At 41.3% G+C, this 16475-nt stretch carries 12 protein-coding genes, 1 pseudogene and 1 riboswitch; all 13 genes and pseudogenes read right to left on the bottom strand.

Features of this window, described 5'->3' with window-relative positions:
• Positions 1 to 104: 104 nt before the first annotated feature.
• The 13 genes and pseudogenes from WKT11_RS09725 to hisD all read right to left on the bottom strand — a co-directional run bounded on the left by WKT11_RS09725 (position 105) and on the right by hisD (position 16474).
• Positions 105 to 836: a class I SAM-dependent methyltransferase gene (locus WKT11_RS09725; RefSeq protein WP_340284046.1), complete on the bottom strand. Its 732-nt coding sequence runs from the start codon at positions 834 to 836 to the stop codon at positions 105 to 107.
• A 425-nt stretch (positions 837 to 1261) separates the two neighbouring features.
• Complete coding sequence (glmS, locus tag WKT11_RS09720) at positions 1262 to 3103, bottom strand: glutamine--fructose-6-phosphate transaminase (isomerizing) (protein ID WP_117676420.1); 1842 nt, start codon at positions 3101 to 3103, stop codon at positions 1262 to 1264.
• 172 nt (positions 3104 to 3275) lie between these two features.
• Positions 3276 to 4853, bottom strand: coding sequence for a fibronectin type III domain-containing protein (locus tag WKT11_RS09715; RefSeq protein ID WP_118609863.1), 1578 nt, complete (start codon positions 4851 to 4853; stop codon positions 3276 to 3278).
• 141 nt (positions 4854 to 4994) lie between these two features.
• Positions 4995 to 5285: a hypothetical protein gene (locus WKT11_RS09710; RefSeq protein ID WP_117676418.1), complete on the bottom strand. Its 291-nt coding sequence runs from the start codon at positions 5283 to 5285 to the stop codon at positions 4995 to 4997.
• A gap of 366 nt (positions 5286 to 5651) precedes the next feature.
• Positions 5652 to 6371 carry a glycosyltransferase family 2 protein gene (locus tag WKT11_RS09705; RefSeq protein ID WP_117844425.1) on the bottom strand — a complete coding sequence of 240 codons (720 nt, stop codon included), beginning with the start codon at positions 6369 to 6371 and terminating at the stop codon, positions 5652 to 5654.
• 305 nt (positions 6372 to 6676) lie between these two features.
• Positions 6677 to 7825, bottom strand: a complete 1149-nt coding sequence (locus WKT11_RS09700) for an ABC transporter ATP-binding protein (RefSeq protein WP_117676416.1) — start codon at positions 7823 to 7825, stop codon at positions 6677 to 6679.
• 49 nt (positions 7826 to 7874) lie between these two features.
• Positions 7875 to 8894 carry a FecCD family ABC transporter permease gene (locus WKT11_RS09695; protein WP_118247591.1) on the bottom strand — a complete coding sequence of 340 codons (1020 nt, stop codon included), beginning with the start codon at positions 8892 to 8894 and terminating at the stop codon, positions 7875 to 7877.
• A 303-nt stretch (positions 8895 to 9197) separates the two neighbouring features.
• Positions 9198 to 10331, bottom strand: a complete 1134-nt coding sequence (locus WKT11_RS09690; RefSeq protein WP_445291938.1) for an ABC transporter substrate-binding protein — start codon at positions 10329 to 10331, stop codon at positions 9198 to 9200.
• A gap of 98 nt (positions 10332 to 10429) precedes the next feature.
• Positions 10430 to 11527 carry a hypothetical protein gene (locus tag WKT11_RS09685; RefSeq protein ID WP_117676413.1) on the bottom strand — a complete coding sequence of 366 codons (1098 nt, stop codon included), beginning with the start codon at positions 11525 to 11527 and terminating at the stop codon, positions 10430 to 10432.
• Between the two features lie 454 nt (positions 11528 to 11981).
• Positions 11982 to 13364 (bottom strand): sirohydrochlorin cobaltochelatase, encoded by a 1383-nt coding sequence (locus tag WKT11_RS09680; RefSeq protein WP_445291937.1) that lies wholly within the window; start codon positions 13362 to 13364, stop codon positions 11982 to 11984.
• Positions 13365 to 13563: 199 nt separating this feature from the next.
• A riboswitch (cobalamin riboswitch) is annotated at positions 13564 to 13740 on the bottom strand.
• Between the two features lie 126 nt (positions 13741 to 13866).
• Positions 13867 to 14190: pseudogene (hisI, locus tag WKT11_RS09675) on the bottom strand (phosphoribosyl-AMP cyclohydrolase); the annotation flags it as partial.
• 303 nt (positions 14191 to 14493) lie between these two features.
• Positions 14494 to 15084 carry an imidazoleglycerol-phosphate dehydratase HisB gene (hisB, locus tag WKT11_RS09670; RefSeq protein WP_117676410.1) on the bottom strand — a complete coding sequence of 197 codons (591 nt, stop codon included), beginning with the start codon at positions 15082 to 15084 and terminating at the stop codon, positions 14494 to 14496.
• An 88-nt stretch (positions 15085 to 15172) separates the two neighbouring features.
• Positions 15173 to 16474 (bottom strand): histidinol dehydrogenase, encoded by a 1302-nt coding sequence (hisD, locus tag WKT11_RS09665; RefSeq protein ID WP_340284038.1) that lies wholly within the window; start codon positions 16472 to 16474, stop codon positions 15173 to 15175.
• Position 16475 lies beyond the last annotated feature (1 nt).

Below are 16475 nucleotides of genomic sequence, written 5' to 3'. Positions count from 1 at the left end.
TATGAGATAATAATAACATGAAACCATTTTTTCGTAAAGATTTTGTCATAAAATGTTATCATTTCTGTTCTATTACTGTTCACATGTGTGAATAGCAATACTTTTTATATTACATAGCAGTCATAGCGGATTGCTTTCCCCTTTAGTATGTATGACGGTTCCCGACCATCAAGATATACACTTTTCAGCGGACGCTTTACAATAATCTTGGATGGGCTGGCCTTGACAGCCGCATCAAAGAGATCTTTTTCTTCCGAACACGGAGGTTCCAGTTTCTGGATTAACTGAAGCTTTTTGTTGATCAGACCGGACTTCTGTCTTTCAGGAAACATAGGATCCAGGTAAATCACGTCCATCGGATCCATAAGTTTCGCCAGACATTCTACACTGTCACCTTCTACCAGTTTCATTCTGGCTGCAATATCTTTTAATACCGGGTGCTTCTTTGCCCGGCGGAGTGCATCCTTCAAAAGAGCGGCAATCACCGGATTCTGTTCATACAATGTCACCTCATATCCATACGCTGCCAAAAGAAAACCATCCTCTCCCATACCGGCGGTAGCATCAATTGCCTTCAGATTTTCTCCGTCAGACTTAGCCGCACGCACCAGCATTTCATGAGAAAGTCTTCCATTTGTAACTCTGTGCAGCATGTTCTCAAAATCTCCCTGATAAGTCAGACCATATCCTGTCAGAGATACACCTTTGGCATCAAACATTACCGTCAGATGCTCTCCCGGTTTCTCCACGATCGGCACATTATTTTTCCTGGCAAAAGACTCTGCCATTTCTCTCTGTCCACCCTTACCTAAACAGACAACTATTTTATCATTCAAACTTAGTCACTCCATTTTCTTTATGCTTTATTTTTGTAAAATACATTACTTTGAAATTCAACCCACCATCTCTAAAGAGTTGCTTTTCGTTTATCAAATATCTTTTCGCTTCCTGTATTATCTAACAACATTATAAAAATGGCTTCATACTATCAAATCTTTCAATTTAGATAATGATAACATGAAACCATTTTAGTGTAAAGTAACATTATATGTTGTTCACACGCCACTATTCCGCGAGGCGTTTTGGCATGAATATGCCAAAATCCCGAGACATACAGCGCGAATTTATGCGATTAGCATAAATTAAGTTTGCGAAGCAAACGATACTCCTTGGGCTTTGCACAAGGAGGTTCATATTTCCTGCATCGCGAAGCGTGTTACTGGGCACGGAGTGAACAGTAACCATTATATACTTATATTTACTATTCTACAGTTACACTCTTAGCCAAGTTCCTCGGTTTATCCACATCCAGGCCCTTAGCTACACTGACATAATATCCTAACAGCTGTAACGGAATAACCGCAAGTGATGTTGCAAAGTGCGGATCTGTTTTCGGGATGTAGACTGTGAAGTCTGCAGTGTCTTCTATATTGTAGTGGCCGTATGTGGTAAGTCCCATCAGGTATGCACCACGACTCTTGCACTCTACCATATTGGAGACTGTTTTTTCATAGAGATGATTCTGGGTGAGAACACCGATCACCAGAGTTCCATCTTCAATGAGAGAAATCGTTCCATGTTTCAGTTCGCCGGCTGCGTAGGCTTCTGTGTGTACATAGCTGACTTCTTTCATCTTCAGGCTTCCTTCCATGCTGATTGCATAGTCAATTCCACGACCAATGAAGAAGGCGTCTTTTGCATTCGCCTGTTTAGCGGCAAACCACTGGATACGTTCCTTATCATCTTCGATGATCTTGGAAATTTTATCCGGAAGTGTCTGCAATTCTGCGATAAGTTCCTGGTATTTCTCCTCTGTAATCTGCTCTCTGACCTTGGCAAACTGTACTGCCAACGCGTAAGATGCGATAAGCTGGGTACTGTATGCTTTTGTTGTTGCCACGGAAATCTCCGGTCCAGCCAATGTATAAAATACATTATCCGCCTCTCTGGCAATGGAAGATCCTACCACATTAACGATTCCAAGAGTACGGATGCCTCTCTGTTTTGCTTCTCTAAGCGCTGCCAGGCTATCTGCTGTCTCACCTGACTGACTGACAATAACCACAAGTCCGTTCGGATCCAGAATTGGATTTCTGTAACGGAACTCAGATGCAAGTTCTACGCGAACCGGAATTCTGGCAAGGTCTTCAATCACATACTGAGCCGCCATTCCTACATGATAAGCGGAACCGCATGCTACGATATAAATCTGGCTGATTGTGCGAATGTCTTCTTCAGTAAGACCTACTTCTGTAAGGTCAATCTGATCATCTTTGAGCACAGAATTTAATGTATCGCGCACTGCCTTTGGCTGTTCGTGAATTTCTTTCATCATGAAATGCTCAAAGCCCGCTTTCTCTGCTGCCTCTGCGTCCCATTCTATTGTTTTTGGCTCTTTCTGAATCTCATCACCATCCAGGTTATAGAAAGTAATCTCGCCCTTTCTGACACGTGCCATTTCCAGGTTGCCGATATAATAAACATTTCTGGTGTATTTCAGAATTGCCGGAACATCAGATGCAATATAAGATTCGCCATTCTCCACTCCAAGGATCATCGGGCTGTCTTTTCTTGCCACATAAATTTCTCCCGGATATTCTCTGAACATGATAGCCATTGCATAAGAGCCGCGGATACGTACCATTGCATGATTGATGGCATCAACAGGTGTTCCGAGATATTTCTTATAATAATAATCCACCAGTTTAACAGCCACTTCTGTGTCTGTGGATGAATAGAATTCATAACCATTGCGGATGAGTTTATCTTTCAATTCCTGATAATTCTCGATAATTCCATTATGAACAGCTACCACATTTCCATCATCACTCATATGCGGATGGGCATTCGTCTCAGACGGTTCTCCATGAGTTGCCCATCTGGTATGTCCGATTCCACATGTTCCAGGCACGCTCTCTCCGTCGCTGGTCTTGTCTGCAAGAACTTTCAAACGTCCTTTCGCTTTAATGATTGCTGTATTGCCTTCACCATCGCGGACTGCAAGTCCTGCCGAATCATATCCTCTATATTCCAATCTGGACAGACCATATAATAATATTGGTGCTGCCTGATGATCACCTGTAAATCCTACGATTCCACACATATTATAAATATTCCTCCTATAATTTAAGGGATTTTCTTTGTCATATCGTGTCTCATTGTATCATGATGTTCCATACATGGCAAGAAAATCCCTTAAAACTCTATACTCTGTTTTTATGAAAGTACTTTCAATATTATTTTTCGTGATGGTACTGAGAATTTACTGATTGCGTTTATTTTACTTTCTTACTTTTCACAGCAGACCAGCCACTGTATACTTTTTTCCCATTCTTATCATATGTATATGATCTTATTCTGTAATAATATGTGCGTCCTTTTTTCAATTTTTTGTTTGTGTATTTTACTGTTGAGCCGGATTTGATCTCTGCTGCTCTTACATAAGAACCTGTCGTTCCTGTCCTACGGTAGATTTCATATCCTTTTGCCCCTTTTGACTTCTTCCAGGTAAGCACAAGTTTACCGGCTGTCGCATTTGATATGCCTGTAATCGATGTTTTCGCAGGTTTCGCAGTTAATCCATCTACAGAATAGGCATCCTGTGTCATCAGAAGAACCGAATTCTTTCCTGTCCCATATAGTGTCTTGGTTTCTGTGTCATATGCATAGTGCATGTCTGTACTCTCTATTGCATATGTATATCCTTTGGAAACGCTTCCGGAGATCGGGGTATCCAGAAACAGACCGCCATTTTCCCCAACTGTGCCTTCATCGCAGTTTGTAATATCTGCCATGTAGTATTTATCGTCATTTTCCACGATATTCCACATATGAGGTCCTGCGCCTGTGCCACCATCCATCGTACCAGTCACTGTATAGCAGGTAATATCACTGAGGTCACATAAGTACTGAAATGCTTTGGAATAACCTTCGCAGACTACGTTTGTACTGTCATCTCCGTCAAACACATAAATCAGCTGCCATGGATCTCCATATTCTTCCCATTCTACAGCTTCATCATTGTATGAGGTAAGATAACAGATTATTTCTTTATATCCTATTAATTTTTCAGTTTCTGTATAGCTGCTAAATTTCTGCACGATCATCCTGGCGTTGGCTGCTGCCTGCTTTGCAAGCTGTACGATTTTTGCGTTTACTTTATATCTTCCTGAAGCATAACTGTTGCACACCGGCATGTTTACAGAAATATTTTTGATCCTTACAGTTGTTTTGTTTCCTGTTGTAGTCGTCGTGTATCCATATTCCCATGTGGTGGATGCCGTCTTTTCATACCAGTATAGTTCATATGGACAGTCTACTAACAGACAGTCAATGATTTTTGAAGTGTTTAGTGCATCAAAATGCGAAGATACTTCTTTGTCAAGTGCTTTTCCCCTTGCTGTAGTCTGCCAGGTCAGTCCAAGATCTGCACTGATACTAAATTTCGTAGAGCCACCCTTCGATGCTACTGTCGTAATCTTACTCTTAAGTTCTTCATACAATGCCTGCTGCACACCACTTAGCACACTCTCTGCCACAGAAGTTCCAGGCTGTGTAGACAGATCCTGTTCATAGAGGATACGATTCAGATACTCTTCAAGGAGTTTCTCATTATCTGTCGTGTCATCCGCGTCAGGAATCATGCTCTCCTTGAAAGAGGCCCCCTCATCCGACGGTTCTTCTGCCGTAATCTCTGTATCATCTTCCACATCACCTTCTGTTCCATCCTCAAATTCTGTATCAGATGTGTAAGCTGTACCGTCTGAAAATTCAGCTGCCGCCACAGATGATACGGGCATCGCCGCCAGTATAAAGCTAAGTCCCAGGCTTATAAATTTATTCCTCTTATGCATCTTCTCATCTCTCCTTATCTGCCCTGAAAATCCCACATTTATAAGATTATATTTAAAAGAATTTTCTTTTTATATTTACAATATCCTATTTCGACAAATAAAACAAGAGATTTCTTTTTTAATACACTTTTTTAATACACTTTATTCATTCTCTGCAACAGCAGTATCCATGGCCTCTTTTACCCCTGCCAGATAACACAGATCTGCAAGACGCTCGTATTTCGTCTGCATACATGCAATGTAATCATCCAGAAATCTTCTTACAGGATATGATATATCCAGTTTCTCATATCTGCTTTCCAGTTCTGCAAGATCTCTGTTGTCCTGCTGAATATACCTGTCTGTTGCGCCCAGTTTCTTTTTTAAAACAGACAGTCTTTCCTCGGTATCAGCTGTTAATTCCATTTCACATAATTCATTCGTTTTGTTCATCTTATACTTTTCTCCCTACTATCTTTCATGATTGACCGAATCAGGTAAGTCTTATCAGAAGACCTGCTTTTTTGATTCTCGTTTTATTTTGTATCATTTTGTGTCATATAGTGTTGTGTTTTGTCCTGTTACGTCCATCATTGTAATTTCATTTTTCAAAAAAGTCAACGAAATTCGTCCGACATTTCATTATATAATTCGACATTTATCTGAATATTTCGAGGCAAGAAAGAGTCTTGCACGAGTGCATTTTATCATTATCATAGAAATATTATAAAGTAACTACCTATGATATAAAAGATAAATATAAAAATGCTGTCCACCCTATAGCTACCACAGGTGAACAGCAAAAATGTATTTTTTCTATTATGTATTACGAATGATTTTATTTAATTTCATGAAGTCTATCACTGCCTGTTTGCCGATCTTGCAGATTTTCTTCATATTAATAGAATTTACCCCGCCCTGACGCGGTCTGAATGTGATAGGAAGATATTTAATCGTACAGCCCTTTTTCTTGTAAATAACTGCCAGAAGGACATTAGACAGGTTAAAATTCTTTGGTATCAGGCGAATGTATTTACGCATAGTCTCCGCTTTCATCAAACGGTAAGGTGTGTTCGCATCTGTGAGAGTCACTCCAAAGCAGATACGGATCACAAGTTTTAATGTCTTCGTCACAAATACCCGGGAAGCACCGTCCTGTCTTTCTTTTCTCCAGCCAATCACCATATCATATTTCTCACGGTGATCCCAGAATGGTTCAAATTCCTCAGGAAGTGTCTGTCCGTCAGAATCTGTCTGAAAAATATAATCCGCATCGTTCTTTAACGCATATTTGTATCCGTAGAGTACTGTTGCCCCATGGCCGCCATTTGGCTTAGTCAGAGGAGTCAGTAACGGACGTGTCTTCGCATATTGTTTTAATTTTTCATATGTAGAATCTTTACTTCCGTCATCAATGATAACCAGACGGGACTGACCATCTCCGTTATGCTTTTCAATAACCGGATACCAGTCATTAATGACCTGTTCGATGTTATCCTGTTCGTTGTACGCCGGAATAACGATATATAATTTATCCATAAGCCTCTCCTTTGGATGATTGATGAGACCTATTATATCACACATTGTCAGTAAATGGTATTGATTTGATTAAAACCCAAGAATCTCTCTGAGATAAAATTGTTACTGTTCACTCCGTTCACAGCAACACGCTTCGCGATGCAGGAAATATGAACCTCCTTGTGCAAAGCCCAAGGAGTATCGTTTGCTTCGCAAACTTAATTTATGCTAATCGCATAAATTCGCGCGATATGTCTCGGGTTTTCTGTGACCTTCGCTCACAAAAAACACCTCGCGGAATATTACCAGTGAACAGTAACATAAAATTATGCTTTATTTTTTAAGAGTCCAAGTTCTTCTGCGAGTTGAAGGAGTTCTCTGTTTCTTGCATTCATAGTTCCAAAATCTTTTAATGGGCAAATGACTTCTTTGCATTGTCTCATAATCTCTGCTGCCTGGTCACAGGCATTCTGGGAAATGCATTCAAATGGCTGTTCCGAAATAACTTTATCTGCCAATGCGCCGGCCACCTGATAGTCTACATCATTGGTATGAAGAACGCCTGCTGCAAAAGGAATTCCCTGGCGCTGCAATTTCCGGTAAACCGGTATCCCGCTTCCGTTTCCACCGATTACGAATACCTGTGGAGTTCCTTTAGGCGCTTCCATTTCTACGCAGCCAAATGCTGCATTGTAGCTTCCTCTGGTAATTCCATACAGATTCCTGATATATTCGGAAGTAAAAATTTCTTCCGGGGCACCATATTTCTCTATGTATTCTCCATGGACGCAGATTACTTTGTCAGACACCTTCTGCGCAAGATCCAGTTCATGAAGAGACATGATCACCGTAAGCTGATGATCCAGAACCATTTGCTTCAAGATCGTAAGCAGTTCCAATTTGTGACGAATATCCAGAAAAGAAGTCGGCTCGTCCAGTACAATGATCTCCGGCTCCTGGCAGATAGCACGTGCGAGAAGAATTCTCTGTCTCTGTCCATCACTGATAGCTGTAAAATCTCTGTCTTTTAAATCCCAGGCGTGAACGGTTTCCATTGCTTTTCTTACTTTTGCCTTGTCTTCTGCCGAAAGAATCCCAAGAGTTCCTGTGTATGGATATCTCCCCGTTGCTACGATATCTTCACAGGTCATAAGCTCCGGACGCATTCTCTCTGTCAAAACAACTGCCAGTTTCTGAGATACTTCTTTATTAGACATCTTAGACATCGTCTGTTTATCCAGATAGACGGTACCGCTTATTGTGGCAAGCTGTCTGGTGATGCTCTTAAGAATTGTTGACTTTCCTGCTCCATTCGGACCGATGAGTGTCAGAATCTCACCTTTTTTTAGTTGAATATTGATTTCTTTGATCAGAGGTTTTCCATCGTAGCCTACCGTCAACTGGTCTGTATAGAAGAAATACCGTTCCTTCTGGTGTGTATTTTTATTTTCTGTTTTTGTTATCTTCTCTTCCATATTTTCCTGCCCATCCTGCAATTTATTATTCTTATATTTTCCGAAACATTTATACTCTTTGCTGCCTGCGGATCATGATATAAATTACCACCGGTGCACCAAATACAGCAGTTACGGAGCTGATGCTAAGTTCTGTCGGCGCAAATACCGTTCTGGCAATCAGATCGCAGAAAAGACAGAATACCGCACCACCTAAAAAACATGCCGGAATCACAAGAAGTGGTCTGGCTGTCTTAAGCAGGCTTTTTACAATATGAGGTACTGCGATTCCTACGAAAGAAATCGGTCCCGCAAAAGCCGTTACACAGGCTGACAGAATACTTGACAATAAAATCAGACCTATACGGAACAATTTGATATTTACTCCCATATTCTGGGCATAAACCTCACCCAGCTGATAGGCGCCGATCGGCTTTGACATAAAAAATACAATCACCATCGTAATCAGAACCACGACTGCCATTACCTGTACATTTCCCCATGACATTCCAGAAAAACTTCCCAGTGACCAGTTATGAAGATTAACAATGTTGGAATCGTCTGCGAAGGTGACTACAAAATCTGTGATTGCGGAACAGATATATCCGATCATGACACCACTGATGACCAACATGGACATATTGTGGACTTTCTTTGCAACAAGAAGGACAAATCCCATGGAAATCATAGATCCTATGAAAGCTGCGATAATCATAGCCGCAGACCCCATAGAGATTGATCTGCTGAGAAAGAAGATCATCAGAAGCGCAACTACAAGCTTGGCTCCTGAAGAGATTCCAAGTACGAAAGGTCCTGCAATAGGGTTATTAAAAAATGTCTGAAGGAGAAATCCTGATACGGAAAGCGCTCCGCCCAGAATAATTACCGCCAGAATTCTTGGCAGGCGGATTTCCCATATAATATTGTAGGCAGTGGCATTGCCTTCATGTCTGAAAATGATATTCATGATCTCACCTACCGAAAGATGGATACTTCCGGCATTTACATTCCAGACGAATAAAATCACCAGCAGTACTGCCAGTATAAGAAATGCCAGCCAGTATCTGGCTGCACGTTTTTTATCATCCATGTTCTTTTCCTTCTATCTGTTTTATTTTATATATGTAACTCTTGATTATCTGTAACTGTTCAGTAACTTCACAGTTACGAGTCAAAATCTACAAGAAAGAATCCTGCAAGCAGGGTTCTCCGCCTGTGGCAGGTCTCTTTAGCGACATAATTGCTCTCCGCCACAGTGCGATTCTGCCCGGAAGACTTTTAATATCATAGGAACATTATGGAACAATTTAGCTTCTATACAATTCAGGGGACAAAAGATATTTTTTGTCCCCGTTTAAATCATTTTCACTTATCCAAAAATACTGTGCTTGTTCTATTTTAATTTATGCATATAAGAAAGTTCATCCAAAGAGTCATCATCCGTCGTAAGAATCGTATGAATATCTTCGATCATAGTTCCCAGTTCTGTGGTTTCCTGGAAGAGGTTCTTACCTGTGCACCATACATTTCCATCCTTTACTGCTTTGAAATCGGCCAGAAGATTGCTCTTGGCAAGAAGTTCATCAATGGTTGACAGCTCTCCGTCAATGGTGCTGTTGTAAATAATATAATCCGCATCCTTCGCTTTAGCGTAGAATTCTTCCATCTGCATATTCATAGTAGAAAGGGCGTTATCACTCTCGCCTGTATCTTCCGGAACATATTTGCCGCCTGCAAGCTCGATCATATTAGATACATAATCGTTACTCTTTCGTACATTGACAGCACCTGTAGAATTGATATAAAAGAATGCCACAGTCTTTCCTGTATCTTTGTCATCGGATGCAAGAACTTTATCAAGCTTGTCTGTCTGTTCTTTGAACGCTTTCTCCGCCACATCCTCTTTTCCCAGAAGAACTGCATATAATTTCATCCACTCTGTTCGTCCAAGAGGATGACTTTCGTAGCTTGAACGCTCTACCATTACAGGGATACCAAACTGCTCCAGTTTCTCCTGTACTTCAGGATTATGATGAATCATAGTTGACTCAATGGCAAGTCCACAGCCTTCATTCAGGATCAGTTCATAATCCGGTGCATTGTACTTGCCTGCATAAATCATCTTTCCGGATTCCATGGCATCTTTTGCTTCCTGAATATACCAACCGCTCTCTTTTGTTCCGGAGAGGCGAATATTATCAATGCCGTCGATGGCACGGAAGAGATCCATAGCTGAGGTTGCCACCAGATAAATATTATTCAGTGGCTGCTTAATAACTGTGATATCCTCGCTCAGACCTTTCGGTGCTTCTTTTCCTTCCGGCACTACAAGAAACTGCCCTTCCTCAGCAATCGTGATGAGGGCATATCCATCATTATAGTAATCTACGCTGAACTCTTCTGCATAGGAAAGTTCCATACTGTGATCGTATGTCAGTCCAGGAAGCTCCGTCGGAGTTTTGGCCTCGTCTGCCGCCTGTGCTGTATGTACAGTGCAAAAAATGCAGGTGCAAACAAGTAGCAACATAGTCAGTAGAAAGCCATGGTGCCATATCCTCTGCTGTTTTTCAGTTGAATTTACTTTTCTCATAATCTTATCTTTTTCTTTTCCTGTTTTGCTTTTTATTATTTAGCCTCTTTGTCATCTGCTGTCTTTGCTTCTTTGACAGTTGTGGAATCGAAGTTTAAGGTATAGTCGATTTCATGAGGCTCGCTCATTGCTACAGTATCAGCTGTCACATCCATCTCTGCATCAAATACACTGACTGGAATCTCAAATGTGGAATTTCCATCTTTGTTGACTGGTTCGTATTTCTCGCCGTCTACCAGCATATAGTCATAATTCGGGCTGCTCCATACGATTGTTGCTGTAGCTTTATCGCCTTCAACCTTGATTGCTGCCGGAGAATCAATAGTTGCTCTGCCTGAACCACCTGTGAGAGTTACTTCCATAGTATAGTCGCCATCCTCAAGGTTCAGATCCGCCAATGTTTTGCCTTTACTTTCCTCATCCTTAGTATCTTTATCTGTATCCTCTGCTTTAGCATCCTCTGTTTTTGTATCTTCTGTCTGTGCATCTTCAGATTTGGAATCTGCATCTTTATCTTCTGCGTTTGCATCTGTGGAAGCGGAATCATCTTTTACCGGATTTTTAACACTTACTTTGTGGTCATACCATTTTCCTTTTGTTCCGACTAAGGCTACATCAAATTCCTCGTCAAGTGCCGGTACCGGAATATCAAATCCGTATACTTCTTCGCTCATTCCATCGCTGTATGTAACAGTATCGGTTGTCGGCTCGAGGAGTTCTGCTCCATCTTTCTGGGCATCTTCTGCTTTGCCCGCAAAAAGATTTACGATTTTTTTAGATGCAAGGCTTACGTGGATTGTCATTTTGCCATCTTTTACGGTAAGGACTCCCTTTCCATCGTTTGCTTCGTTTACATGGAACATTCCGTTGTCTGTGTCAAATTCTGCTGTGTATGTACCATCTTCTAATGTGTCGCCTTTTGCTGCGTCTGCATCCTTGCCGTCTTCTGCTTTTGCATCTGTATTCTTTGCATCAGATTCTTCCGAATCAGCTTTATCTGTGCTTTCTTCCTTATCGGCGCTCTCTTCTGTCGCTGTGTCGGTGTCTGTCTCTGCCAGAATCGGGCTTGTTCCAAGAAGTGTTGCGGAAATAGTAAGTGCTGACATTAATAATGTAAATGAATGTTTTTTCATGATTTTTCTCTCCTTGTTTTATATATTCATAATCCGCAGATTTACTACGTAAATCGCTACTCTCTCATGTTTGGCAGGTCCCAAGTTCAAAAGTCTTATCGTGCAAACACGAGCGACTTTCTGACCTTTTGACCCTGATATCATATTATCCAAAACATAAAAAGTTACTGTTCACTCCGTTCCCAGCAACACGCTTCGCGATGCACAGAATTTATGCTAATCGCATAAATTCGCGCGGTATGTCTCGGGTTTTCTGTGACCTTCGCTCACAAAAAACACCTCGCGGGATATTACCAGTGAACAGTAACCATAAAAATACATGCCAGATATATTATATGGTAAAAAATATCATTCTCTCTTATCATATAATATATCTGCCCGGGAACTTCTGCAAGTTCTCCGGGCAGTTTATTTGTTTGGACAATGTTATTTAAAGAAATAACTTTTTATTCTATTATTCAGCGTCAGCCTCTGCAGTATCATCTGTTGTTTCTTCTGTCTGTGCATCGTCAGCTGCTGCTTCATCTGTAGTATCATCTGTAGCTTCTGCATCAGCATCGTCTGTTGCAGCTTCATCAGATGTTCCAAGAGAATCAATTGCTGCTTTTGTATGCTCTACATAGAGATCTTCTACAGCTTCAATTCTTCCAAGACCTGCGATCTGGCAGTCTACACTGTCGAAATCACCAGATGCTTCGAACTGAGATTTCCAAGAATCTTCATCATCACCAGCCATATCGTTATTAGCGTGATCACCGGCAACAACCATCAGAGGACGAAGAATTACATTCTTAAATCCAGCTTCTTTTACTTTCTCGATAACTGCTTCGCAAGCTGTGTCTTCTGGCTCACCTTCTACAGTACCGATGAATGCATTTGTGAATCCAAGGTCATTCATCTGTGTCTGCATCTGATCATATGTTACGTTAGCTGTATGGGATGTTCCATGTCCCATGAATACGAATGCTGTACCAGCATCTGCTGCTGCCTGCATATCATCAAATCCAGCTTCTTTGCATGCTTCATCTGTGATTGCCTGTGCAACTGCTTTCTTATCGTCGTTGATTACTGTAGCGTCATCACCAACTTCACCAAGCATTGGCTCTGCGATTGCTACGGATTCGAATTTATCTTTATATCCGTCGATAGCTTCTACCATTTCATCATATTCAGCACCATGCATCAGATGTGTAGGCTGTACAACAAGATTCTTAACACCGTTGTCTACTGCACGGTCAAGTGCCTGCTGCATGTTATCGATTACTTCATTATCTCTTGCTTCTACATGGTTGATAATAATCTGTGCTGTGAATGCACGTCTTACTGACCAGTCCGGATATGCTTCTGCAAGAGCATCTTCGATTCCTTTGATATCCTCTGCACGGCTGTCGTTGAAAGATGTACCAAAGCTTACTACAAGGAGTTCGTTCTCACCGATTTCATCCTGGTTACGCGGATCATCTTTGGAAGCGTCACCTGTGTCACGGCCAAAGTATTCAGGGCTTGCTTCTTCACCTTCTACCAGCTCTTTCTGAGCATCTGTCAGTTTGTCCCATGCTTCTTTTGCTGCTTTGCAGTCTTCATCAGTTGTATCTGTTCTTTCCTGAACATAGATCTTATCGATCAGGGCAGCTACTTCATCTGCTGCTTTCTGATCATCATCAGATGCTTCTGTTGTGTCATCGGAAGCTTCTTCTGTATCAGCTGCGTCAGCGTCATCTGCTGTTGCATCATCTGCTGATTCTTCTGTTGCTGTGTCGTCAGATGCGAATGCTACTGCACCTGTTGCTGCTGTCATGGAGCAGGTCATAGATACTGCAAGTAATAAAGCTAACATAGATTTTCTTTTCATTTTGTTTTTCCTCTTTTATTTCTTGAATTTCCGGACAGACGTATGCAAAAAAGCAGCCACATATTCTGCGACTGCCACTTCCCCATAAATACACGGTTTTTTATGAATCAGATATATCTGATTCATTTATCATATAAAAGAGCTATGTATAGTTATGAGAATAGAGGTTCTGTATACCGCAGACCTTAAATTCCACGCCAAGGCAGTTCTCCTGACTTCGATCATCGCCGCTTTTCCCTTCCCGGCAACCCAGTGGTCTCTGAAAGGCAGCTCCCATACACAGTGACGGTATCGCTCCGGATTCTCACCGGATTCTCTTTTGCACATCATATATGATGTAACCTTTGCGCTATAACATTGCACATATTCAATTCGGATATTCTTTTTTTATCACATTTAATAAAAAATGTCAATACAATTTATATATATTTCCTATTAATGTTTTTACACTATATGAGAAACAACGTTGATTCTCTTACTTTACTGCCTCTGTCAATGTTTTGAAGAAGCAGGTTCTGTTTCCTGTATGGCAGGCTGCACCGATCTGCTCTACTTTTGCAAGGATGGTGTCGTTATCGCAATCTAATGTAAGAGACTTTACAAACTGAAGATGTCCGGAAGTGAGGCCTTTGGTCCAGAGTTCATTGCGGCTTCTGCTCCAGTAGGTCATTTTGCCGGTCTGAAGTGTGGTATTGAATGCTTCTTCATTCATGTATGCAAGCATCAGGACTTCGTTTGTCTGATAGTCCTGTGCGATTACAGGTACCATTCCGTCGCTGTTTAACTTGAAATCCGACCAGGCGATGCTGCTCTTTAAATTTGCTGTATTTTCCATCTTTATTACTCTCTCCTGATTAACTTTTATATAGTGGTTTATTTTATCTTTATCTCAAAAGATGTTCCACAGAACCCGCAGAAAATACTATTTTCCTGCTATTCCGGGAACATCTTTCATTATTCTGCAATTATCGTAACTGTTCAGTACCTTCACAGTTACGATTAAAAATCGCCTTCGGCGATGGGATTTTGACTTGTATGTCTCGGGATTTTGGCATGTTCATGCCAAAACACCTCGCGGGATAGTAGACTGCTGAATACTTACCAATTATCTACATTACGCAAGGCTTCCTTTGGTAGACAATACATCTGTGATTCTCGGGTCATAAGATGTTGCTACATCCAGTGCTTTGGCAAAGCTCTTGAACATGGCTTCTGCCATATGATGGTTGTTTCCACCAGTCAGAACCTTGATATGGAGGTTCATGCCACAGGAATAAGAAATAGCGTAGAAAAATTCTTTTACCATTTCTGTAGACATATCGCCAATCTTATCTGTAGTGAATTCTGCATCCCATGCAAAATACGGTCTTCCGGACAGGTCAATCGCACAGAGCACGAGGGATTCATCCATCGGAAGGATGCAGCTGCCGTAACGCTTGATTCCTTTTTTGTCGCCGATTGCTTCTTTTAATGCGGTTCCGAGAACAATTCCTGTGTCCTCGATCGTATGATGATCATCTACCTGAAGGTCACCATGAACTCTGACACTTAAGTCAAAAAGTCCATGACGGGTAAATCCATCCAGCATATGGTCAAAAAATCCCACTCCTGTTTCGATATCGGAATATCCGGTTCCGTCCAGATTAATCTTTAATTTAATCTCGGTTTCTTTTGTATTTCTCTCTACTGAGGCTTCTCTTGCCATAATTACGTCCTCGCTGTTTTTCTCTCTGTAATATGTAATGGATTGGATAGCTTCTCTTCTATTTATTTCTTAAAAAGATCTGACGCTATTATTTATCCTCATCCTCAAAACGAACTGCAATAGAGTTTGCATGTGCAGTAAGCTGTTCGGAGGTTGCAAACTGGATGATATCCTTGTGAATGTCACGCAACGCTGCTTTAGAATAATATACAATGCTTGACTTCTTAATGAAATCATCTACAGAAAGTGCAGAGAAGAATTTGGCTGTTCCGTTTGTTGGGAGTACATGGTTCGGACCTGCGAAGTAATCTCCCAGAGGTTCTGAACTGTATTCTCCGATAAAGATCGCACCTGCATTCTTTACTTTCATCATATCTTCAAACGGGTTGGCTGTCACGATTTCCATATGTTCCGGAGCAATTTCATTGGCTGCTTCGATTGCCTCGTCCATATCTTCCGCAATAAGGATATAGCCAAAGTTATCAAGAGACTTCTGGATAATCTCTTTTCTGGAAAGGACTTCTACGAAGCCCTTTACTTCTTCATCTACTTTGGCTGCAAATTCTTCGCTTGTAGTGATCAGGATCGCACAGGCAAGTTCATCATGTTCTGCCTGGGAAAGAAGGTCTGCTGCTACGAAGTGTGGATTTGCTGTCTCATCTGCCAGAACAAGAATCTCACTTGGACCTGCAATAGAGTCAATGCTTACATATCCGTATACTGCTTTCTTTGCAAGGGCTACGAAAATATTTCCAGGACCTACGATCTTATCTACTTTCGGGATGCTCTCTGTTCCAAATGCCAGTGCGCCGATTGCCTGAGCGCCTCCTACTTTGTAGATTTCATCTGCCCCTGCTTCTTTGGCAGCTACCAGTGTAGATGCACATACTTTGCCGTCTTTTCCAGGAGGTGTTGTCATAACAATGTGCGGTACTCCTGCTACTTTTGCAGGTACGATATTCATAAGTACGGATGATGGGTAAACTGCTTTTCCGCCAGGTACATAAACACCTACTCTGTTTAACGGAGTCACTTTCTGGCCGAGCATAGTTCCGTTTGTCTCACTTGTAAACCAGCTGTTCTGAATCTGTTTTTCATGATATTTGCGGATGTTGACAAGTGCTTTGCGGATAACGCCAAGAAGTGCAGGATCTATCTGCGCATATGCTTCTTCAATCTCTGCATCCGTGACACGGATTGTCTCTTTTGTTACATCTGCTTTGTCAAATTCCTTTGTGTAGGCAAAGAGCGCTGCATCTCCTTCATTTTTTACTTTATCAAGAATCTGAGCTACTGTGAATTCAAATTTCCCATAGTTGTTCGGGCTTCTTTTCAGCAGATTCTCAAGAATATCTTTTGTGGATTCTTTTGTTAATTTTACTGTACGCATC

Origin of the sequence: Blautia sp. HCN-1074 (genome assembly GCF_037890165.1) — a bacterium.
In the GTDB taxonomy this organism is placed as follows: Bacteria; Bacillota; Clostridia; order Lachnospirales; family Lachnospiraceae; genus Blautia_A.
Note: the sequence above shows the minus strand (reverse complement) of the source record. Positions and strands in the feature narration are given on the sequence as shown.

Bases quoted from the DNA above. Each gene is read 5' to 3' on its own strand.
- glmS (WP_117676420.1), bottom strand. From the start codon at position 3,103: ATGTGTGGAATCGTAGGATTTACAGGTGATCATCAGGCAGCACCAATA.
- WKT11_RS09715 (WP_118609863.1), bottom strand. From the start codon at position 4,853: ATGCATAAGAGGAATAAATTTATAAGCCTGGGACTTAGCTTTATACTG.
- WKT11_RS09710 (WP_117676418.1), bottom strand. From the start codon at position 5,285: ATGAACAAAACGAATGAATTATGTGAAATGGAATTAACAGCTGATACC.
- WKT11_RS09705 (WP_117844425.1), bottom strand. From the start codon at position 6,371: ATGGATAAATTATATATCGTTATTCCGGCGTACAACGAACAGGATAAC.
- WKT11_RS09700 (WP_117676416.1), bottom strand. From the start codon at position 7,825: ATGGAAGAGAAGATAACAAAAACAGAAAATAAAAATACACACCAGAAG.
- WKT11_RS09695 (WP_118247591.1), bottom strand. From the start codon at position 8,894: ATGGATGATAAAAAACGTGCAGCCAGATACTGGCTGGCATTTCTTATA.
- WKT11_RS09690 (WP_445291938.1), bottom strand. From the start codon at position 10,331: ATGTTGCTACTTGTTTGCACCTGCATTTTTTGCACTGTACATACAGCA.
- WKT11_RS09685 (WP_117676413.1), bottom strand. From the start codon at position 11,527: ATGAAAAAACATTCATTTACATTATTAATGTCAGCACTTACTATTTCC.
- WKT11_RS09680 (WP_445291937.1), bottom strand. From the start codon at position 13,364: ATGTTAGCTTTATTACTTGCAGTATCTATGACCTGCTCCATGACAGCA.
- hisB (WP_117676410.1), bottom strand. From the start codon at position 15,084: ATGGCAAGAGAAGCCTCAGTAGAGAGAAATACAAAAGAAACCGAGATT.
- hisD (WP_340284038.1), bottom strand. From the start codon at position 16,474: ATGCGTACAGTAAAATTAACAAAAGAATCCACAAAAGATATTCTTGAG.